Consider the following 19731-nt stretch of genomic DNA (forward strand, 5'->3'; position numbering starts at 1 on the left):
GAACGCGGTGCGCTAGCCTGCCTCCCATGAGCGACAGGGGGACGGTGCCGCAGGAGGCAGGGCAGGCCGCAGGACAGGAGCAGAGGGAAGCACCGGCGAGCGCGCCGCACCTGACGGTCGCCTTTCAGGGCAATCCCGGCGCTTATGGCGAGATCGCGGCGCTGCACGCCCTCGCCAGCGCAGGCATTCCCCACGCGGGCGTCACCACGCGCGGCTTTCCCACCTTCCACGAGGTCGCGCGGGCGGTCGAGAGCGGCGAGGCTGACTACGGCGTGTTGCCGGTCGAGAACAGCCTGATGGGCGCCATCCACCAGGCGATCGACCTCCTGACCGAAATCGACCTGCACGTGGCGGGCGAGGTGGTGGTCCGCGTTACCCACTGCCTGATGGCGCTGCCCGGCGTGCGGCTGGAGGACGTGCGGAAGGTCGCCAGCCAGCAGCCCGCGCTGGACCAGTGCACCGGCCTGATTCGTAAGTACGGCCTGCAACCCGTCGCCGCGCACGACACCGCCGGAAGTGCCAAGGACCTCGCGGCGCGGGGGGCGCGTGACGAGGCCGCCATCGCTTCCGCCCGCGCCGCCGAGCTGTACGGCCTGGAGATTCTGGCCCGCGAGATCGAGGACGAACCTTTCAACTTCACGCGCTTCATGCTGCTGTCGCGGCAGGAACCCGCCCCCGCCGACGTGCCGCACAAGACCAGTCTGGTCTTTGCCGTGCGCCACACCCCCGGCTTTCTGGTCGAGACCCTGAACGAGCTGCGCGGCCTGAACCTCTCGCGCATCGAGTCGCGCCCACGCCGTGACCGCGCCTGGAGCTACCTGATGTACGTGGACATCGAGGGGAGCGCCCGCGACCCGCAGGTGGCCCAGGCCCTCGCCGGGGTGCTGAGAAAGGCCAGTTACGCGAAGATCATCGGGAGTTATCCGGCGGCGCGGGAAACGGTGGGGTGAGGCTTTGCTCGTCCGCGTTCATTCGTCCGCGTCGGCGCTGAAGAAGTCGTACCCGGTGTGCGGAGGAGCCAAGGCCGGCCGACCGGTGGGACGTTTGTAGTATCCCCAGGGGAACCACAGATTGCCGATGCGCTGCCAGCCTTCCGCTTCCAGTCCTCGCCTGGACGGGTCAAACACCACGACCCGGCGATGTTCCCACTGCTGAGTGTCTTTCTGGACGGTGTGGTAAAGCGTGCCGAACCCGGTGGAATGCCAGCCATAACGCCCGGCACGCTTCAGGATGTCCATCTCGTCCAGTGAGGTGAGAGGCGACAGGCGGCGCGTCTCGCCCAAGCCTTCCACCGGCGGCCCCCCTCTGCCAAAGCGCTGCTGGGCGGCCTGGCGTGTCATGCCCAGCGCACGCCCGATGGCTTCCCAGCTGTGTCCGGCGTTGCGGGCGGCCGTGACACTGGAGTGCAACAGGGCTTCTGTCTCGGCTTTGGCCTGGGCCGTGTACTGGATCAACTCCAGATGAACTTCAGGATCGGTGGTCAGGCGGTCCTGAAGTCCGGGGATGCTCTCCGCAATGGCCCCCGAGAGCCGTTCACGCAGCAGTTCGTCTTTCGGGGCCGATCCCATCATTGCCGATTCTGTTTTCGCTGGCGGGCCTGGGCTGTGGATTGTCCAAGCAGAGCGCCGGCCGCGACGATCAGCAACAACGCCACCGCCAGCGCCACGAAGCGGAGCCAGCTCTGGTTGTTGGCCGCGAAGGCCGCCAGGAAGGTCGCCGCCACACTCAGCCAGACGGCGTTCAGGGCAGGCCCGCTGGATTTGGCGCTGTCTTTTTCCATACGTCAACAGTAGGTTGACGCATCGGCTTTGTCAACTTTCTATTGACGCAGCTGCTACACCCTCCCCGATTCCCCCTTACAGCACCTCCACCACCTATGCCCGCATCCCCGGTTCGTCCTGAAGGCAAGCCGCAACCCCTCCCGGTACGCCTGCCCAACACTCCCGGTCCAGCTCCTCCACCATCACCTCGTAAACCACCACGTCGTCGCGGACGGTCTGCCGCTCGTCCTGCCAGAGGCCGGCAGCGGGGGCGCGGGTGTAGGCCGTCAGGCCGCTGAAGCGTTCAGTGAAGGGCTGCCGAATCCGGGCACAGTGGCCGGGGTCAAAGGGCTGACCCGCGTGGTCGGAGAGGGGGAGCAGGCGTTGAACGAGGTGCATGGGAAGGCCATTTGCCGCCTTCTCTCCTCCCCTTGTCTGCCCCTCTCACCTTTCCCCCCGCCCCGCCCACGCTAGACTGCCCACGTCGTGCCCCCGGCACGGTCATCCTGAGCGCCCGAGGGGATTCCAGCCCCGCTGACGGCGCGGCAACCGGCCCTCATCACGGCACGGTGCCTCAACTGGAAGGCCCCGCGCAGGTCCGCCGACGATGGCGCGAGCGGGGCAGCGATGGCCCAGAGGCGGCGCTTTTTTGGCGTATTCGAGGTTGCACGGGCCGCAGGGACGCGGCCTGTTGTCTTTTGAGGTGAGGGAATGGCGGACACACGCGATATTCGCGCACACGCGCGGGAACGGATTCTGGTGCTCGACGGCGCGTGGGGCACCATGCTCCAGCGGGCCGGGCTGACCGAGGGCGATTTCAGGTGGGACGGCGCGGACCCGCTGCGGATGTACCGGGGCAACTTCGACCTGTTGCAACTGACCAGACCCGGCGTGATCCGGGATGTTCACCGCGCCTACTTCGAGGCGGGGGCGGACATCGCCAGCACGAATACCTTCAATTCCACCGTGATCTCGCAGGCGGATTACGGCACCGAGCATCTGGCCCACGCGATGAACGAGGCCGGGGCAAGGCTGGCCCGCGAGGTGGCCGACGAGTTTACGGCCCGCGACGGGCGGCCCCGCTGGGTGGCCGGTTCGGTGGGGCCGACCAATCGCACCGCCACCCTCTCCCCCGATGTCGAGCGGCCCGAGTTCCGCAACGTGACTTTCGACGATCTGGTCGCGGCCTACGTGGAGCAGATCGAAGGGCTGATCGTGGGCGGGGCGGACCTGATCCTGATCGAAACCGTGTTCGACACGCTGAACGCGAAGGCGGCCCTCTTCGCCTGTGAGGAAGCGTTCGCGCGGACCGGGAAGAAGCTCCCGATCATGCTGTCGGGGACCATCACGGACGCTTCGGGACGCACCCTGAGCGGACAGACGCCGGAAGCGTTCGTCATCAGCACCGAACACGCCGACCTCTTCAGCGTGGGGCTGAACTGTGCGCTGGGGGCGGATTTGCTGCGGCCCCACCTGCGGGCGATCGCGGCGAATGCGGAAACGCTGGTCAGCGTCCACCCCAACGCGGGCCTCCCCAACGCTTTCGGGGAGTACGACGAGACGCCAGAACACACGGCGGCGGTCCTGCGCTCCTTCGCGGAAGAGGGGCTGGTGAACATCGTGGGCGGCTGCTGCGGCACCACGCCCGAACATATCCGCGCAATTGCGGACGCGGTCGCTGGACTCCCCCCGCGTACCGCGCCCCACCTCCCGCCTTACCTGCGCCTCAGCGGCCTGGAAGCCTTTACCGTCACGCCCGACACCAACTTCGTGAACGTGGGCGAGCGGACGAACGTGACCGGCAGCCCCAAATTCAGCAAGGCGATCCTGGCCGGGGACTACGACGCGGGCCTCAAGATCGCGCGGCAGCAGGTGCAAAACGGCGCGCAGCTCGTGGACGTGAACTTCGACGAGGGCATGCTGGACGGCGAGGCTGCCATGGTGAAGTTCCTGAACCTGCTGGCCGGGGAACCCGACATCTCACGGGTGCCGCTGATGCTGGATTCCTCCAAGTGGGAAATTCTGGAAGCGGGCCTCAAGCGGGTGCAGGGCAAAGCCGTCGTGAACAGCATTTCCCTGAAGGACGGCGAGGCGAAGTTTCTGGAACGCGCACGCCTGCTGCGGCGCTACGGAGCGGCGGCGGTGGTGATGGCCTTCGACGAGCAGGGGCAGGCGGACAATCTGGAACGCCGCCAGGGGATCACCGCCCGCGCCTACCGCCTGCTGACCGAGCAGGCCGGATTTCCCCCGCAGGACATCATCTTCGATCCCAACGTGCTGACGGTGGCGACCGGCATGGAGGAACACGACCGCTACGCGCTGGACTTCATCGAGGCGACGCGCTGGATCAAGGCGAACCTACCAGGGGCGCTGGTGTCGGGCGGGATCAGCAACGTGTCCTTTTCCTTCCGGGGCAACAACCATGTGCGCGAGGCGATGCACGCCGTCTTCCTGTACCACGCCATCCGCGCGGGTCTGGACATGGGCATCGTGAATGCGGGGATGCTCGCGGTGTACGAGGACATCGAGCCGGAGTTGCGGGAAGCGGTGGAGGACGTGATTCTGGCGCGCAGGGCGGACGCCACCGAACGCCTGATCACGCTGGCCGAGAGCTACAAGAGCGTGAAGCGCGAGGCGACGGCCCAGAGCGCCTGGCGTGACCTCCCCGTGGCCGAACGCCTCAAGCACGCGCTGGTCAGCGGCATCACCGACCACGTGGTCGAGGACGCGGAGGAAGCCTATCAACGCCTCGGCTCCCCCCTCGCCGTGATCGAGGGGCCGCTGATGGACGGGATGAACGTGGTAGGCGACCTGTTCGGGGCCGGGAAGATGTTTCTGCCGCAGGTGGTGAAGTCGGCCCGCGTGATGAAACGGGCGGTGGCCCACCTGACGCCGTACATGGAGGCCGAGAAGCTGGCGAAGGGCGACCTGACGGGCAAGGGCAAGGTGCTGCTGGCGACCGTGAAGGGCGACGTGCACGACATCGGCAAGAACATCGTGGGCGTGGTGCTGGCCTGCAACGGCTATCAGGTGACGGACCTCGGCGTGATGGTCCCGACCGAGAAGATTCTGGACACCGCGCGGGAACTGGGGGCGGACGTGATCGGCCTGTCGGGCCTGATTACCCCCAGCCTCGACGAGATGGTGAACGTGGCCCGCGAGATGACGCGCCGGGGCCTGGACACCCCGCTCTTGATCGGCGGCGCGACCACCAGCCGCGCACACACTGCCGTCAAGATCGACCCCGCCTACGACGGCACCGTCGTCCACGTGGCGGATGCTAGCCGCGCGGTCGGTGTGGTGGGGGACCTCCTCTCGCAGCCGGAAGCCTTGCGGGAGCGCGTGCGGGAGGACTACGCCGCCCTGCGCGAACGGCACGGCGAGCGCAAGGTGCGCCTGATTTCCCTGGCGGAAGCCCGCGCCCGCGCGCCCCGCCTCTCCCCCGCCCTGCCCCCGGCCCCGCGTGAACCGGGCCGCCACGTCATCGAGCAGCCCATCGCGGACCTGCTGGCCTACATCGACTGGACGCCCTTTTTCATCGCCTGGGAGATGAAAGGCATCTACCCGAACATCCTGACCGACCCCCTGCGCGGCGCGGAGGCGCGGCACCTGTTCAACGACGCGCAGGCCCTCTTGCGGCGCATCGTGGACGAGGGGCTGCTGACGGCGCGGGGCGTGATCGGGCTGTGGGAGGCCCGGCGGGTGGGGGATGACATCGAGGTCTTCTCTCCCCAGAAAAAGATCGCCACCCTCCACACCCTCCGCCAGCAGCGCGACCAGGCCACGCCCAACACGGCCCTGGCCGATTTCGTGGCGCTGCGGGGCGACCATCTCGGCGCCTTCGCCGTCGCCATTCACGGTGCGGAGGAACTGGCCCGCAGCTTCGAGGCGCAGCACGACGATTACAACGCGATTCTGGTGAAGGCGGTGGCCGACCGGCTGGCCGAGGCCTTCGCGGAAAAGCTGCACCGCGACGTACGCACGCGGTACTGGGGCTATGCACCGGACGAGGCACTGGAGAACAACGACCTCATCAAGGAACGCTACGCGGGGATCCGCCCCGCGCCCGGCTATCCCGCCCAGCCCGACCACACCGAGAAGCGCACCCTCTTTGGCCTGCTGAACGCGGAGGAAGCCGGTCTGTCGCTCACCGAGTCCGGCGCGATGTTCCCCGCCGCCGCCGTCTCGGGCCTGTACTTCGCGCACCCCGATGCCCATTATTTCGCTGTGGGCCGCATCGGGCACGATCAGGTGGAGGACTACGCGGACCGCAAAGGCTGGACGCTGGATGAAGCCGAGCGCTGGCTGGGGCCGATCCTGGCGTATGATCCGGCAAAGGTCACGCCGCCCCCCCCACACCCCACAACCCACGGCCCACAACCCGCCGCCGGGGGCGGGCAATGACCCGCGTCTCTATCGAACTGGTTCCCCGCAGCCGGTCGAGCCTGAAGGCCGAGCTGGAGGTGGTCGCGCAGCACCTGCCCGGCATCTGCACCGTGAACGTGCCCGACCTCACGCGCTTTTCCACGCGGTCGTGGGTGGGCTGCGGGTTTGCCCGGCCCCGCTACCGCGCGATTCCGCATGTCCGCGCGGTAGACCTGAACCCCGTGGAAGTCCTGCCGATGGCGGAGGCGCTGGAAGCAGCGGGCATCGACGAGGTGCTGATCGTGACCGGAGACGCTCCCGCCGACATGAGCGCGCGCGTCTACGACGTGGACGCCGTGCGGGCCATCCGCCGCTTTCGCCGCGAGCTGCCGCATGTGCGGGTCTACGCAGGGCTGGACCCCTACCGCCAGAGCTTCGCGCGCGAGCGGGATTACCTGGAGCGCAAGCTGGACGCGGGCGCCTGCGGCTTTTTCACCCAGCCCTTTTTCGACCTGCGCCTGATGAACGCCTTTGCCGATCTGATCCCCGAGAGCGCCGAGGTCTGGTGGGGTGCCACCACCGTCACCAACGACGCCACCCTGAACTACTGGCGTGCCCGCAACCACGCGGTTTTCCCCCGCTCCTTCACCCCGACCCTCGAATGGAACCGCGAGTTTGCCGCCCAGGCCCTCGCCTTTGCCCGTGAGCGCGGCCAGCACATGTACTTCATGCCGGTCAAGGCGGACGTGCGGGCATATCTGGAGGGGATTGTTTAGCGCTTCCAGCGGTCAGCCAAGAAAGAGAGACCCCCCAGCGCAGGCCGGGGAGTCCTTTCTGTACCGAAAGCGGGCTGCTCTCCTAGGGCGGGGCGCAGAAAGGTTGCCGTCTTTTGGCAACCTTTCCGAGCGAAGCGAGAAGCGCAAAAAGGGCGGCGCGCAGTGGAGTGGACGCCTAGGACGCGCGGCAACGCAACGGAGCGCCGCCCTAGCTGTTGTCCACCACCAGCGTAAAGCTCCTGGTCACCTTGCCGTTCGCGGGCACGTCCACCCGCAGTTCGGCGGCGGGGTTCTGGCCCTTCGCCACGCCGTCGATCAGGATGCGGCGGCCCCCGATGCGTTCGGTCACTTCGGCGCGGACGGGGCGGTCCTTGCTGTTCTCGAAGACGTACGTCACCTTGTAGGTGGACTTCATGACGTTCCCCTGCGCGTTTTTCTCGCTGCTGACGGTCTGCACCGTGCGCGTGTAGCGCACGTCGGGGTCGTTGCCGAGCGTGAACTCGATCTCCGCGCCCTTGGCCGTCTCGGGGATGGTGGTCTGCCCGGCGATGCGGCCCTCCTCGCGCACGGTGAGGCTCCCGCCCGGCAGACGCTCGTCGGCCTTCAAGCGGTAGAAACGGCTGAGGGTGCCGCCCGTGTTCTGCGGCGTGAAGTAGGTATCCAGGCCCGCGTACCGCTCGAACTGCGTGAGCTTGGGTGTCAGGAAGGGCAGCGTCACCGTGCTGTTGGCGGGCAGCGTGAAGGGCGTGGAGAGGGCGTAGCGGTAGAGGCCGCGCAGTTCACCGAGGGAATTGATCTTGGGGGCGGCAAAGTCGGCGGATGCAGTCCCAGCCATCGCACGGCTTTCCAGGGCCATCGGCGCAGGCACCGGCTGCCCCTGCACCTCCACGTCCCCGGCGTACAGTTCCGTCCCCTTCACCTCGTAAGGAAGGTCGGTCATGTTGCGGATATCGGCCAGCGCCGAGAGCTGCGCGCCCCCCGTGCCCGCCTTGAGGGTGTAGCGGGGTGCCCAGGTCACGGCCCGTGTGAGGTAGGTCAGGGTCCCCGCTCCCGGCTGGGGCAGCGTGAAGGTCAGCGTCTGCGAGGGCGACTGCGGGTTCAGGGGCGGGGGCGCATCGAACATCAGGTCTTCAAAGCGGACGGTGCGGTAGCGGCCCTGGGCGTCGCGCACCAGCAGGTCGCGGGCGCGGATCAGCGTGACGGGTTCGGCGGTGCCGTCCTCTTTCAGGTAGACCGTCTTCCCTTCCAGCGAGGCGAGCCAGTTCGCCTCCTGGCGCTGCACCGCGCTGCTGAACGTCAGGCCGTCGAGGTCCAGGGTGCCGGGGATCAACCCTGCCCAGGCCGCCTCGGGCAGCGTGACCGTCAGGGTATTCCCGGCCGCCCGCACGGGTTCGCGCACTTCCGTGAAGCTGGGGTAGATGCGCAGGTCTGCCGCCGAGGCCGTACCGAGCGTCAGAGCCAGCGCCGCCGTCACCATTCTGTTCAAAGGCACAGTCATGAGGGCAGCTTGCCCCGCGCCCGCTGATGAAGTGTGAGAGGGGGAGCGTTCAGCCGTCAGCGGCCAGCTTTCAGCAGAAAAAGGCCAGCAAAAAGGCCCCCCGCACGGTGCAGGGGGCCTCTGACCACTGACCGCTTACAGAATGTCGTCGCGGATGCAGGCCTTGAAGTGACCGGGGGCCACCTCACGCAGCTCGGGGACGATCTTGGCGCAGTCATCGATGGCGTAGCGGCAACGGGTGCGGAACACGCAGCCCGAGGGCGGATTGATCGGGCTGGGGATGTCCCCTTCCAGAATGATGCGCTGACGCTTGACCGTCGGGTCGGGCACCGGGGCCGCCGAGAGCAGCGCCTCGGTGTAGGGGTGCTTGGGGTTGTTGTTCAGCTCGCGGCTGGGGGCGATTTCCATCACGCGGCCCAGGTACATCACGATGATGCGGTCGCAGATGTACTCGACCACCGCCAGGTCGTGCGCGATGAACAGCACCGTCAGGCCCAGTTCTTCCTGAAGGTCTTGCAGCAGGTTCACCACCTGCGCCTGAATGGACACGTCCAGCGCCGACACCGGCTCATCGGCCACGATGAAGCTGGGGTTGACCGCCAGCGCCCGCGCGATGCCGATGCGCTGACGCTGACCGCCCGAGAACTCGTGGGGGTAGCGGCGCATATGCTCGGGGCGCAATCCCACCTTCTCCAGCAGCTCCGCGATGCGGTCGATGCGCTGCTTGCCCGGATTCAGGTTGTGAATCTGCATGGCCTCGCCGATGATGTCGGCCACTGTCATGCGCGGGTTGAGAGAAGCGAAGGGGTCCTGGAAGATAATCTGCATCTCCCGGCGGTAATCGCGCATCTGGCCCTTGGAGAGCTTGGTGATGTCGGTGCCGTTGAAGAGCACCTGCCCGCCGGTCGGCTCGATCAGGCGCAGAATCGCGCGGCCCGCCGTGGTCTTGCCCGACCCCGACTCGCCCACCAGCCCGACGACCTCGCCGCGACCGATGCTGAACGACACGTCGTTGACGGCCTTCACGTTGCCCACCACGCGGGACAGCAGGCCGCCCCGGATCGGGAAGAACTTCTCGAGGTTCTGCACGTCCAGCAGCGTCTCGCCCGTGGCAGGGACCACGCGCTGCCCGGCCCCGGGGGCCACCGTCGCAATCGTCGTCATGCCGTCACCTCCTGCTGCACCTGCTCGAATTCCTGCCAGCGGATGCAGCGGGCCATGTGCCCATTGCCGGTATCGAACAGCGGCGGCACGGCCTCACGGCAGGCTTCCACCGCGAACTTGCACCGCGGCTCGAAGGCGCAGCCGCGCGGCAGGTTCAGCGGGTTGGGCACGTTGCCGGGAATGGCTTCCAGGCGGCCCTTGGGCTGGCCGGGCACGTGAACGTGCTCGCCGGGGCGGGGAATCGAGTTCAGCAGCCCCATGGTGTAGGGGTGGCGGGGGGCTTTGAAAATCTCGACCACGTCGCCTTCCTCGACCACGCGCCCGCCGTACATCACGACCACGCGGTCGGCCATCTCGGCCACCACGCCGAGGTTGTGGGTGATGAACAGGATGCTCATGCCGATGTCGCGCTGGAGCTTACGCATCAGGTCCAGAATCTGCGCCTGAATGGTCACGTCGAGCGCAGTGGTCGGCTCGTCGGCGATCAACAGGGCCGGGTTGCACGAGAGGGCCATCGCGATCATCACGCGCTGGCGCATCCCGCCGGACATCTGGTGCGGGTACTCGTTCACACGCTTTTCGGGCGCGGGAATGCCCACGAAGCGCAGCATGTCAGCCGCGACCCCCATGGCTTCCTTCTTGTTCTTGCCCTGGTGGAGCATGACCGCCTCGGCGATCTGGTCACCGACCGTATAGACCGGGTTGAGGCTGGTCATCGGTTCCTGGAAGATCATGGAGATGTCGTTGCCGCGAATCTTGCGCATCTCGGCTTCACTGAGCTTGACGATGTTCTTCTGAACGCCGTCCTTGCCCGTGAACAGAATCTCGCCGTCCACGATCTGACCGGGGGGCATCGGGATCAGGCGCATGATGCTGAGGCTGGTCACGCTCTTGCCCGAACCCGATTCGCCCACCACCGCCAGCGTCTCGCCCTTGTTGATGTGGAAGGTCACACCGTCCACGCTTTTCACCACACCGTCGTCGGTGTTGAAGTACGTCTTCAGGCCGTTGACGGCCAGCAAAACCTCACCCTGAGGGGTCATCTTTCCTCCATCTGCAACTGGTTGCCAGGCACGCGCATCATCATACAGGTCGGGCGGTGCCCCACGGGCATGTGGGGCACCGCTGCCGAAGTTACCGGCGGCGGCGGGGGTCGAACGCGTCACGCAGGCCGTCACCGACGAACTGCCAGGCCAGCACCGCCAGCACGATAAACACACCGGGAATCAGCGTCCAGGGCCGGGCATCCAGACTCTCGAAGCCGCCGTCCTGCGCCACCTTGAGCAGGCTGCCCCAGGAGGCGTAAGGCTCCACGATCCCGATGCCGATAAAGCTCAGGCCACTCTCGCTCAGGATGAAGCCGGGAATGGCGAGCGACAGGAAGATGATGATGTAGGTGGCGGTGTTGGGCAACAGGTGCTTGGCGATGATCCGGGTATCGGACGCACCGAGCGCCGTGGCGGCCTGCACGTAATCCTGCTCGCGCGACGACAGGATCTGTCCGCGCACGATGCGGGCCAGCCCTCCCCAGCCGATCACGGCCAGAATGCCGATCACGATGTAAAACACCAGAATCGGATCGGCGTTCAGGGGGAACAGGGCGCGCAGCGTAATCAGCAAGAACAGCTCCGGGATGGCCGAGAGCACTTCGACCATACGCATGATCAGGGTATCGGTCAGGCCCCGGAAATACCCGGCGATGCCCCCCATGATCAGCCCGAGAATCACGGTCAGGACCGACGCGATGATGCCGATGCTGAGGCTGATCTGCGACCCGTACATCACGCGGGAAAACTGGTCACGCCCGTAGGAATCGCTCCCCCACAGGTACAGCTTGCAGGGGGCGTCCACACTGAACAGCTTCAGGCTGGTGGGAATAAAGCCCAGGAAGCGGTAGGTGCGCCCCTCCATCCCGGGGTGCGTCTGGAAGAACTTCACCGGGCAGGTCACCGAGGTGTCCTCGACGTACTTGTCGCGGAAGGTTTCCATGTCGATATCGCGCCTGATGCCGTTGACATAGGGCCCGAAGTGGCCCTGGGCATCCCGCCAGTGAATCGGCGTCGGGGGTGCCCAGCTGATGCGGTCGGTGGTGCTGTACTCCGTCAGACCGTAGGGCGCGAGAAAGCCCGCCAGAATCGCCATCAGATACAGCAGGCCCAGCAGGCCCAGGCCGACCCGCGCCAGGGGATTGCGCTTGAACTGACTCCAGACGATGCTCCACTGGCTCTGGGAGCGGGGCTTGCGGACGGGGGTGGGGACAGTGGTGGTCACGGCTGCTCCTTCAGCATCTCAGTGGTACCGAATCCTGGGGTCGATGACAGACAGCAGCACATCCGAAAGCAGGTTGCCGACCAGATAAAGCAGGGTGGCCACCGCCGTCACCGCTTGCAGGATGTAGATGTCCTGGTTTCCCAGCGCCGTGAGTTGCAGCGGCGTCAGCCCCGGCCAGTTGAAGACCACCTCGATAAAGCCCGCCCCACCGATCAAGGCGGGCAGCAGACCGCCCAGCCCCGCAATCGTGGGAATCAGGGCCGTGCGGAGGGCGTGCTTGTAAACCACCTGGTTCTCGGCCACGCCCTTGGCACGGGCGGTCCGCACGTAATCCTGCCCCAGGACCTCCAGCAGCTGCCCGCGAATAAAGCGGCTCTCGCTGCTGATGCCGCGCAGCACCAGAATGATGGTCGGCGCGAGCGCATGAATAAAGACGTCCCAGGCGGAACGCCACCAGGAAATATCCGTCGGGAGCTTGCTGCTCGTCTTGTTGCCGAGGGGCATATCCCAGCCGAAGTTCTGCTGGAGTTTGAGCATGCCCCAGATCACCAGCAGCGCGAAGAAGAAGCTGGGAATCCCCAGGAAGATGTACGACAGGAAGGTAAAGGTCTTGTCCGCCGTGCTGTAGGGCCGGACGGCGCTGTAGACCCCCACCGGAATCGAAACGGCGAAGTGCAGAACCGTGCCGATGATGACCAGAATCAGACTGTTCATGAACGGTCCGGGAAGGACTTCATTCACGGGCCGCTTGTACTGGAAGGACTGCCCCAGGTTGCCCATCACGAAGTTCTTCAGCCAGTAAAAGTACTGGACGATGATGGGCTGGTCCAGCCCGAATTCCTTACGGAGACGCTCGACCGTTTCGGGGCGCACCGAGGGGTTTTCCTTGAGTTGCGAGAGAAAATCACCCGGCGCGAGTTGCACGATGAAAAACGCCAGCAGGGTGGCCAGCAGGAAAGTCGGGATGAACTGCAAGATGCGGCGGAAAATGTATGGAAGCACGGATACCTCGCTCAGCATAGGGCGCGGGGCCGTTATGGCCCCGCGCCCCTACGTGTGAAGCTCGCAGCGCTGGCGGGTCTGCCTTAGCGCTTGATCCAGGTCAGGTCGAGGATGCGCGGCCCGTAGAGGGTGCTCGCGTTCAGGCTGTTGACCGCTGCACGCGGCAGCTCACCCTGGGTGCGGGCCGTCCAGGCGAAGTGGACGGTCTGCGCGGCGAGCTGAACGTAGGGCTGCTGCTCGGCCTCGATCTTCTGCATCTGGTTGGCGATCGCCTTGCGGGCGGCGAGGTTGAACTCGGCGCGGCCCTTCCAGTACAGGTTGATGGTCTGCGTCTCGAAGGGGAAACGGCACTTGTTGCTCTGGTTGAACATGTGCAGGTTGCCGCCCTCGCCCAGGCCGCTGCACTCGATGACGCTGGGGCCGCTCACCGGGAAGACCTTGCCGCCGCCGGTCAGACCGATCAGGATCGCGTCGAAGTTGCGGCGACCGAAGTTGTCCTTCGCGTCGAGCATGGTGGTCATCTGGTTGAAGGCGATGAAGCTGGTGTTGACCTTCATGCCGATCTTCTTGGCCTCGTCCTGGATGATCTTGGCGAAGCCCTGGCGGCGGGTGTTCTCCGCGTTGGTGATCAGCGTGAACTCCAGCTTGTTGCCGTTCTTGTCGACCAGGACGCCGTCCGGCCCCTTCTTGGTGAAGCCGAGTTCATTCAGCAGCTTGATCGCGCCCGCCGGGTTGAACTTGTACTTGTCCACGCCGCTGGCGACCCAGTCCTTGTAGACGGGGTACACGCCGGTGTAGGTGGGCGCGCCCAGGCCGCCGAGCGTCAGGTCCACCATCGCGTCGCGGTTCACGATCATGCTGAACGCCTGACGGAACTTGGGGTTGCTGAACAGCTTGGTCTTGTAGGTGGCGCTGTCGTCCAGGTTGAAGACGACGAAGTCGCTGCTGGCGCGGGCGCTGGCGTTGGGGATCAGCACGCCATTGATCTTCTTGGCGTCCATCGCGGCCTTCACCTGGGCGAGCTTGTCGCGGTCGCCGGGGGAGTACACGTCGATGTTGCCCGCCAGGAACTGCGTGAGCTGCGCGTTGGCGTCCGCCACGATGTTGATCTGCACGCCGTCGAGGTAAGGCAGGGGCTTGCCGGCGCTGTCCTTGTTCCACTCGCCGAAGTAGGGGTTCTTCTTCAGGATGGCCCGCTCACCGCGCTGGTACCGGTCGAGCATGAAGCTGCCGCTCGTCACGATGTCCTTGGGATCCGTGCTGATGGTCCACATGTTCTTGATGCCGTCCGCGCCCTTGCTCTTGTAGACCGGCATGAACACGTGGGTCGGCTCCGGGTAGAGGATGCCGCTGACCCATTCCAGCGCCGTCACATCGGCCTTGGGGAACACGACGCGCACGGTGTCGGCGTCCACCTTGGTGACCTTGATGGGCTGGTTGTTGATGGACATGTAGTCGTAGATGTTGCTGCCGACGTTCTTGTCACTGTGGATGGTGTAGCTGGTGATCCAGTCGTCCGCCGTGATCGGCTTGCCGTCGCTCCACTTCATGCCCTTGCGGATGGTGAAGGTGAAGGTGCGCTTGTCCGCCGACTGGGTGTACTTCTCCGCCATGTAGGGGATGAACTCGTCGGTGACCGGGTCCTGCGTCAGGAAGCTGCCCGCCGTCAGGCTGTCGGGCAGGTTGGGGCTTTCCGAGCTGACGAAGGGGTTGAGGGTCTTGAAGTCCTGGAGGTTCACGGTGCGGAGCGTGCCGCCCGTCTGAACCTCGCTGGGCTTGTTGGTGGTCCAGCTCGCGGGGTACACGAAGGGCGCGGCCAGGCTGCTGCCGAGCGTCATCGCCATTGCAACGAACAGGGCTTTTTTCATGACTTCCTCCTGATCTGGAAATTCAGCGCACCCGGGCACAGGCCAGGGGGCGGTCCAAACGGGCTATTTGGGGGGTTCCAGCGCGGCCAATATAAGGACAACATTTGCGTGAGGTCAAGTACAGCCCCCACTATGGTGCATAAGTCATCACACTTCGGTCACAGGTTGATCAGGAAAAAACGTGTTCGACAGCGAGTTTCCGGAGCGGCGGCAAGGGGATGGAGAGGCCCAGCAGGCCGGACAGATGCATGAAAAGCTGCATGAAAAAAGTCGCCTTGCAGGGCAAAGCGACTCGTGAACGCCTGAAGCGGTCAGTGGGAAACGAAGCTGATCAGCAGGGCCAGCAGCATGAACAGGCCGCCCAGTACGCTGGTCACGCGAATCAGGCCGCCCTCCACACCGCGCCCGCCCAGCAGGGAGCCACCGGACGCCATGCTGGCCGACAGACCGGCCTGCTTGGGCACTTGCAGCAGCACGAAGAACACGAGGCCCACGCAGACGAGGGCAAACAGAATGATGAACAGCGTCAGAATCATGGTGTACCTCTTGTCTGGTGCCGAAGGCGGGACTCGAACCCGCACGGTTTCCCGCTCGATTTTGAGTCGAGTGCGTCTACCAATTCCGCCACTCCGGCACGCGCCCCGCCAACCTGGAAAACCGGCTGGGGCAACGCGGATGCTAGCGCGCCGGGGGTCCAGGGGTCAAACTGGCCGGATCAAACGGGAAGGGGATCAGGACGCGCACCGATTCGTCCCCCCAGGTCCCGGCGCCATTGCGCCCCCGGAAAGTCCACCTGCTCTGCCAGGGCGTAGGCGCGGCCCAGCGCGGCATTCAGGGTGGGGGCCACGGCGGTGACCGCCAGCACCCGGCCCCCACTGCTCACCAATTGCCCCTCCCGCTCGGCGGTCCCGGCGTGGTAGATCACCTCACCGCGCTGGGGGACGGGAAGACGCAGGGGAATGCCCTTCTGCGGTTCGCCGGGGTAGCCGGGGGCGGCCAGAATCACGACCGCGCTGGCCGCCTCGCGGAAGCGCACCGCAGCCGGGTCGAGGTGTCCACTGGCCGCGTCGAGGGCGTGCTGGGCGAGGTCGGAGGCCAGCAGGGGCAGCACCGCCTCGGCCTCGGGATCGCCGAAGCGGGCGTTGAACTCCACCACTTTCGGGCCAGCCGGGGTGAGCATCAGGCCCGCGTACAGGACGCCGGTGAAGGGGTGCCCCTCGGCGCGCATTCCGGCGAGGGTGGGTTCGATGATCTCGCGGCGGATGCGGTCCAGGTCCGTGTCGGCCAGCGGAAAGGGGCAGATCACGCCCATGCCGCCGGTCATCGGACCGGTGTCGCCCTCGAAGATGGTCTTGTGGTCCTGGCTGGGGGGAGTCAGCGCGTAGCGGTCGCCATCGGTCAGGGCCAGGACCGTGACTTCCTGGCCGGTCATGAACTCCTCCAGCACGGCCTGGGCGCCCTCCTGCGTGAAGATGTCGCCCAGGGCGTCCTCCGCCTCTGAGTGGGTCCGGGCGATGGTCACGCCCTTTCCGGCGCGCAGGCCGGCATCCTTCACGACCAGCGGCAGGGGTTGCGCGGCGGCGTGGGCCAGGGCCTCCTCCAGCACCGTGAAGCTGCGGTGGGCGGCGGTCGGGATCCCGTGACGGTGCATGAACGCCTTGCTCCAGGCCTTGTCGCCCTCCAGACGGGCGGCGGCGCGGCCAGGGCCGAAGGCGGGCACCCCCCGCTCGCGGCAAGCGTCCACCAGCCCGGCGGCGAGATACGCCTCGGGACCGACGATCACCACCGCCACCTGCTCACGCGCCGCGAGGGCCGCGACGGAAGCGGGGTCCTGGGGGCCGCCGATCACGCGCGCCTGGGCCGCGATGCCGGGATTGCCGGGCGTACACAGGACCTCGTGGCCCATGCGGGCACAGGCGTCCACGATGGCGTGTTCGCGGCCACCGCCGCCCACCACCAGAACGCGCATCAGCCCTGGCTCCTGGCTTCAGTTCCGCGCGCGGTGGCCCGCTGCCAGTAGCGCACCAGGCCCTGCACGCTCATCCAGGGGGGGCAGGCGAACTCGTAGCGTTCGGGCAGTTCGGGGGCTTCCTGGCGCAACCCGCCGAGCAGTTCGGCGGTGTAGCGCTCGGTGATGGCCTCCAGCGGTTCCCCGGCTTCCAGGCCCCCACGGACGAGGTCCGCGTCCTGCTCCAGCGTGGTCAGCAGGCGGTCCCAGTGCGCCGCCTCCTGGGGATGATGGCCGAAGTGCGCGAGGTAGAGCGTGCGGGCGTCCACGCCGCGCAGGGCAGCGATACTCTCGCGCCACGCGGGCAGGTTGATGTCGGGCGGCGGGGTGGGCGCGCGGGGCGTCTGGCGGGGGTCCAGGCGAACGCCGCCCACGTCGCCCACGAACAGATCGTCCCCCACGTGGTAGGCGAGGTGGTGGACGGCGTGTCCCGGTGTGTAGAGCGGCAACACCTCTGCCTGACCGATCTTCAGCGTCTCTCCGCCCTCCAGCACCTTCAGGCGGTCCGGGTCGATGGGCCGCATCTCGCCCCACAGGCGCTCCATCTGGTCGCCGTAAATCTGGCTCGCGCTCGCCAGCAGGCGCTCGGGCCGCGACAGGTGGGCCGCGCCGCGCTCGTGGACATACGCGCGCGCCCGGGGCACCCGGTCCAGAAGGGTGCCCGCCGCGCCCGCATGGTCGAGGTGAATATGGGTCAGCAGCACGTGCCGCACATCGGAGAGGGAGGCTCCCATCTCCGCCAGACCTGCCTCCAGCGCGGGCAGGGTGCTGCCCGGTCCCACGTCCACGATGGCCAGGCCGTCCCCGGTGTCCAGCACGTGCGCCGCGATCACGCCCGGCACATCCTGAAAGTTCAGGTCGATGGTCTGCGGGCCGCTCACGCGTTCCCCGTCAGGCGCGCGCCCGCCAGCAGGGCCGCCGCCGCGTACTGCACCGCCGCAAAGGCCCGGATCACCCGCACGTTCGCCGCTGGCCGCAGCGGCCCGAAGGTCAGCCCGAGAATAAGAGTCGCGCTCAGCGCGATAAATGCCACCACCAGCCACAGGCCCATAGCGCCGAGTGTACCAGGGGTCATCTGGCCGCGCGGGCGTCCGGTCCAGAGGGGCTGGGCCACCATGCACAGGCGCTCCCCAGCCCGGTCAGGGTTCTGACAGGGCCGGCCTTCTAGCCTCTTTCTGCTCCTGGCCGCGCCGCACTGGCGTTGCCCCGAAGTTCCCCCCTTCCCGCCCCATCCCAAGGACGTGACCATGAATGCCTCCCTGCCCCCCCTCCCCTTCCTGACGGCCGCCCTCCTCGCCCTGCTGGCCGCCCCCCACGCCGAGGCCCGCACCCTGGCCCAGATCAAGGCCAGCGGCGTCCTGCGCGTGGCGACGACGGGGGATATGCCCCCCTTCACGGTGGTCAATGCCGGACGCTACAGCGGCTTCGAGCCGGAGCTGCTCGAAGCGGTCGCCAGCGATCTGGGCGTGCGCGTGAGCTACGAGACCGCCCGGGGCGATCAGTTCGTCCGGCTGCTCCAGGAAGACCGCGTGGACGTGGCGGTCGGCGCGCAGGGCATCACCAGCACGCGGGAGAACAAGGTGGATTTCACGGTGCCGACCGCGTGCGCGGGCGTCTCGGTGGCGTCCATGAACCCCGGCCTCCAGAAACACACCGATCTGGTCGGCAAGACCATCGCCGTGAGCGCGGGGTCGATCATGCAGGCCTACGTGCAGAAGCTGCCTTTCGAGAAGAAGGTGAACGTCTACCCGACCGTCAACGACGTGATCTTTGCCGTGATCTCGCGCGGCGTGGACGCCACCTTCGCCTACACCGTCATGCAGCCCGCCATCAAGAAGATGTTGCCCAAGGCTCCCCTGTCCTTCGGGCCGGAGCTGTGGAGCGTGCCGATCGGCATGATGGTGCGTGAGGACAACGCCAGCACGCGCCTCGCGCTGAACGCCAGCCTCACGAAACTGATGCAGAGCGGCAGCTATGCCAGCCTCAGCCTCAAGCACTTCGGCAAGGACGTGCGCTGCACGAGCTGAGGAGAGGTACTGGTCTGGGGAGGGGCCGGGCGGAAGGTGCCGGTGCCCTCCCCTCTTGCGTGCTGCGTTATACCGACTTGCTCTGATTCCAGAACATCCGGGCACAACACCGGATGTTCTTCCATCGCCGCCAGCCAGTATTCTCTTATTCTCGCTCCGCTCGGGTTCGTCTTCGACTCACCTTAAGTTCGTATTACTCGCGCCGCCTGCTGCTCAGCGCCACCAGGGCGTCCCAGCTGTCGGGCTGCACCGGGTCGTCCAGGGCGGCCTTGTTGCGGCCCGTGAAGCCGCACTTCTGGCAGCGGTAGAGGATCACCCACCCTTTCTTGCCGCTCTGCTCGACACCGACCGGGACCATTACGCCGTGGCAGTCGCTGGCGCGGTCGCCGGGCTGCACGTCCACATGCAGCGAATGGAGGCACTCGGGGCAGTGGTTGCGCACCGAGCCGTTCTGGAGGGGCTGCACGGAGGCGCCGCAGTGGGCGCAGATAAAGGCGTTGTTGGTGCCCTGCACCGTGAAGCGCCGCGCGGTCACGTGCGCCTCCCCTGCTGGCGCTGCCCGCTGCGGGCCGCCCAGCGCGCGTCCAGAAAGGCGCGGATACTCGGCACCGCCACCAGACAGGTACCCAGCAGCAAAAAGCCCAGACCCGCGAGGCTCACGATCCAGCCCTGCCAGTTGCTGACGCCCGCCAGCATCCCCACCACGAACACCAGCAGGCCCGCGAACATGCTGAAGCCCACCGTCAGCCGCCAGGCCCACACGCTGCCGCGCCAGACCTGCCCCAGCAGCACGGCGGTGGCCGCCGCATACAGCACGTTCCGCGCGAGGTTGCGGGTGTCCCCCTGAAGCAGGTGCCCGAAAAAGGGCGTGGTCGCCAGCATAAAGAGGCCCGCCAGCACCACCAGGGTGGGCGTGCGGCCCGCCCCGGCCAGGGCGGGGTCGAAGGGAGACGGGTCGCGTGTGGGGAGGCTCACGCCCGCATTCCAGCACA

At 66.8% G+C, this 19731-nt stretch carries 19 protein-coding genes and 1 tRNA gene; 4 read left to right on the forward strand and 16 right to left on the reverse strand.

What is annotated here, in order from left to right; all coding sequences use genetic code 11:
* The first annotated feature begins 26 nt into the window (after positions 1-26).
* Entirely contained in the window at positions 27-950 is a 924-nt protein-coding gene (locus DEIPH_RS07720; protein WP_034356383.1) for a prephenate dehydratase, read from the forward strand.
* Positions 951-968: 18 nt separating this feature from the next.
* Here DEIPH_RS07720 and DEIPH_RS07725 read toward each other — a convergent pair whose 3' ends face one another.
* From DEIPH_RS07725 to DEIPH_RS07735, 3 genes are all read right to left on the reverse strand, one after another.
* A complete protein-coding gene (locus DEIPH_RS07725) occupies positions 969-1571 on the reverse strand; it encodes a hypothetical protein (protein WP_235183194.1) in 603 nt (200 codons plus the stop codon).
* Positions 1568-1780, reverse strand: coding sequence for a hypothetical protein (locus DEIPH_RS07730; RefSeq protein ID WP_034356389.1), 213 nt, complete (start codon positions 1778-1780; stop codon positions 1568-1570). The genes DEIPH_RS07725 and DEIPH_RS07730 overlap by 4 nt, the downstream gene beginning before the upstream one ends.
* Before the next feature lie 94 nt (positions 1781-1874).
* Positions 1875-2159 carry a hypothetical protein gene (locus DEIPH_RS07735; RefSeq protein ID WP_034356392.1) on the reverse strand — a complete coding sequence of 95 codons (285 nt, stop codon included), beginning with the start codon at positions 2157-2159 and terminating at the stop codon, positions 1875-1877.
* 312 nt (positions 2160-2471) lie between these two features.
* Here DEIPH_RS07735 and metH point away from each other — a divergent pair, with 312 nt between their 5' ends.
* Together metH and DEIPH_RS07745 are read left to right on the forward strand one after the other, a co-directional pair.
* Positions 2472-6164, forward strand: a complete 3693-nt coding sequence (gene metH, locus DEIPH_RS07740) for a methionine synthase (RefSeq protein ID WP_034356395.1) — start codon at positions 2472-2474, stop codon at positions 6162-6164.
* Positions 6161-6901, forward strand: coding sequence for a methylenetetrahydrofolate reductase (locus tag DEIPH_RS07745; RefSeq protein ID WP_034356398.1), 741 nt, complete (start codon positions 6161-6163; stop codon positions 6899-6901). The genes metH and DEIPH_RS07745 overlap by 4 nt, the downstream gene beginning before the upstream one ends.
* A gap of 208 nt (positions 6902-7109) precedes the next feature.
* On the opposite strand, the gene DEIPH_RS07750 is transcribed toward DEIPH_RS07745, so the two are convergent.
* The 11 genes from DEIPH_RS07750 to DEIPH_RS20400 form a co-directional block, all read right to left on the reverse strand.
* Positions 7110-8399 carry a DUF4139 domain-containing protein gene (locus DEIPH_RS07750; protein WP_034356401.1) on the reverse strand — a complete coding sequence of 430 codons (1290 nt, stop codon included), beginning with the start codon at positions 8397-8399 and terminating at the stop codon, positions 7110-7112.
* A 135-nt stretch (positions 8400-8534) separates the two neighbouring features.
* Positions 8535-9563 carry an ABC transporter ATP-binding protein gene (locus DEIPH_RS07755; RefSeq protein WP_034356404.1) on the reverse strand — a complete coding sequence of 343 codons (1029 nt, stop codon included), beginning with the start codon at positions 9561-9563 and terminating at the stop codon, positions 8535-8537.
* Positions 9560-10606, reverse strand: coding sequence for an ABC transporter ATP-binding protein (locus tag DEIPH_RS07760; protein ID WP_034356406.1), 1047 nt, complete (start codon positions 10604-10606; stop codon positions 9560-9562). Before DEIPH_RS07760 ends, DEIPH_RS07755 begins: the two co-directional genes overlap by 4 nt.
* A 91-nt stretch (positions 10607-10697) precedes the next feature.
* Positions 10698-11834 carry an ABC transporter permease gene (locus tag DEIPH_RS07765; RefSeq protein ID WP_034356408.1) on the reverse strand — a complete coding sequence of 379 codons (1137 nt, stop codon included), beginning with the start codon at positions 11832-11834 and terminating at the stop codon, positions 10698-10700.
* An 18-nt stretch (positions 11835-11852) separates the two neighbouring features.
* Complete coding sequence (locus DEIPH_RS07770) at positions 11853-12836, reverse strand: ABC transporter permease (RefSeq protein ID WP_161636047.1); 984 nt, start codon at positions 12834-12836, stop codon at positions 11853-11855.
* Between the two features lie 83 nt (positions 12837-12919).
* Positions 12920-14704: an ABC transporter substrate-binding protein gene (locus tag DEIPH_RS07775; RefSeq protein ID WP_034356415.1), complete on the reverse strand. Its 1785-nt coding sequence runs from the start codon at positions 14702-14704 to the stop codon at positions 12920-12922.
* A 311-nt stretch (positions 14705-15015) separates the two neighbouring features.
* Positions 15016-15240: a preprotein translocase subunit SecG gene (secG, locus tag DEIPH_RS07780; RefSeq protein ID WP_011530477.1), complete on the reverse strand. Its 225-nt coding sequence runs from the start codon at positions 15238-15240 to the stop codon at positions 15016-15018.
* A gap of 15 nt (positions 15241-15255) precedes the next feature.
* A tRNA-Leu gene (locus DEIPH_RS07785) sits at positions 15256-15338 on the reverse strand.
* Positions 15339-15419: 81 nt separating this feature from the next.
* Entirely contained in the window at positions 15420-16673 is a 1254-nt protein-coding gene (gene purD, locus DEIPH_RS07790) for a phosphoribosylamine--glycine ligase (protein ID WP_034356418.1), read from the reverse strand.
* Positions 16673-17593: an MBL fold metallo-hydrolase gene (locus tag DEIPH_RS07795; protein ID WP_034356420.1), complete on the reverse strand. Its 921-nt coding sequence runs from the start codon at positions 17591-17593 to the stop codon at positions 16673-16675. Before DEIPH_RS07795 ends, purD begins: the two co-directional genes overlap by 1 nt.
* Positions 17590-17763, reverse strand: coding sequence for a hypothetical protein (locus DEIPH_RS20400; RefSeq protein WP_162833996.1), 174 nt, complete (start codon positions 17761-17763; stop codon positions 17590-17592). Before DEIPH_RS20400 ends, DEIPH_RS07795 begins: the two co-directional genes overlap by 4 nt.
* Before the next feature lie 196 nt (positions 17764-17959).
* On the opposite strand from DEIPH_RS20400, the gene DEIPH_RS07800 reads away from it, so the two are divergent.
* Positions 17960-18739 carry a substrate-binding periplasmic protein gene (locus tag DEIPH_RS07800; protein ID WP_034356422.1) on the forward strand — a complete coding sequence of 260 codons (780 nt, stop codon included), beginning with the start codon at positions 17960-17962 and terminating at the stop codon, positions 18737-18739.
* A 193-nt stretch (positions 18740-18932) separates the two neighbouring features.
* On the opposite strand, the gene DEIPH_RS07805 is transcribed toward DEIPH_RS07800, so the two are convergent.
* On the reverse strand, positions 18933-19274 hold the full coding sequence (locus DEIPH_RS07805) for an RNHCP domain-containing protein (RefSeq protein WP_034356424.1): 342 nt from the start codon (positions 19272-19274) through the stop codon (positions 18933-18935).
* A complete protein-coding gene (locus tag DEIPH_RS07810; RefSeq protein WP_235183195.1) occupies positions 19271-19714 on the reverse strand; it encodes a hypothetical protein in 444 nt (147 codons plus the stop codon). The genes DEIPH_RS07805 and DEIPH_RS07810 overlap by 4 nt, the downstream gene beginning before the upstream one ends.
* Positions 19715-19731: the final 17 nt, after the last annotated feature.

Source organism: Deinococcus phoenicis (genome assembly GCF_000599865.1).
Classification (GTDB): Bacteria; Deinococcota; Deinococci; order Deinococcales; family Deinococcaceae; genus Deinococcus; species Deinococcus phoenicis.

Excerpts from the sequence above, each read along its gene's own strand:
- DEIPH_RS07720 (WP_034356383.1), top strand. The coding sequence starts at position 27 with ATGAGCGACAGGGGGACGGTGCCGCAGGAGGCAGGGCAGGCCGCAGGA.
- DEIPH_RS07725 (WP_235183194.1), bottom strand. The coding sequence starts at position 1,571 with ATGATGGGATCGGCCCCGAAAGACGAACTGCTGCGTGAACGGCTCTCG.
- DEIPH_RS07730 (WP_034356389.1), bottom strand. The coding sequence starts at position 1,780 with ATGGAAAAAGACAGCGCCAAATCCAGCGGGCCTGCCCTGAACGCCGTC.
- DEIPH_RS07735 (WP_034356392.1), bottom strand. The coding sequence starts at position 2,159 with ATGCACCTCGTTCAACGCCTGCTCCCCCTCTCCGACCACGCGGGTCAG.
- metH (WP_034356395.1), top strand. The coding sequence starts at position 2,472 with ATGGCGGACACACGCGATATTCGCGCACACGCGCGGGAACGGATTCTG.
- DEIPH_RS07745 (WP_034356398.1), top strand. The coding sequence starts at position 6,161 with ATGACCCGCGTCTCTATCGAACTGGTTCCCCGCAGCCGGTCGAGCCTG.
- DEIPH_RS07750 (WP_034356401.1), bottom strand. The coding sequence starts at position 8,399 with ATGACTGTGCCTTTGAACAGAATGGTGACGGCGGCGCTGGCTCTGACG.
- DEIPH_RS07755 (WP_034356404.1), bottom strand. The coding sequence starts at position 9,563 with ATGACGACGATTGCGACGGTGGCCCCCGGGGCCGGGCAGCGCGTGGTC.
- DEIPH_RS07760 (WP_034356406.1), bottom strand. The coding sequence starts at position 10,606 with ATGACCCCTCAGGGTGAGGTTTTGCTGGCCGTCAACGGCCTGAAGACG.
- DEIPH_RS07775 (WP_034356415.1), bottom strand. The coding sequence starts at position 14,704 with ATGAAAAAAGCCCTGTTCGTTGCAATGGCGATGACGCTCGGCAGCAGC.
- secG (WP_011530477.1), bottom strand. The coding sequence starts at position 15,240 with ATGATTCTGACGCTGTTCATCATTCTGTTTGCCCTCGTCTGCGTGGGC.
- purD (WP_034356418.1), bottom strand. The coding sequence starts at position 16,673 with ATGCGCGTTCTGGTGGTGGGCGGCGGTGGCCGCGAACACGCCATCGTG.
- DEIPH_RS20400 (WP_162833996.1), bottom strand. The coding sequence starts at position 17,763 with ATGGGCCTGTGGCTGGTGGTGGCATTTATCGCGCTGAGCGCGACTCTT.
- DEIPH_RS07800 (WP_034356422.1), top strand. The coding sequence starts at position 17,960 with ATGAATGCCTCCCTGCCCCCCCTCCCCTTCCTGACGGCCGCCCTCCTC.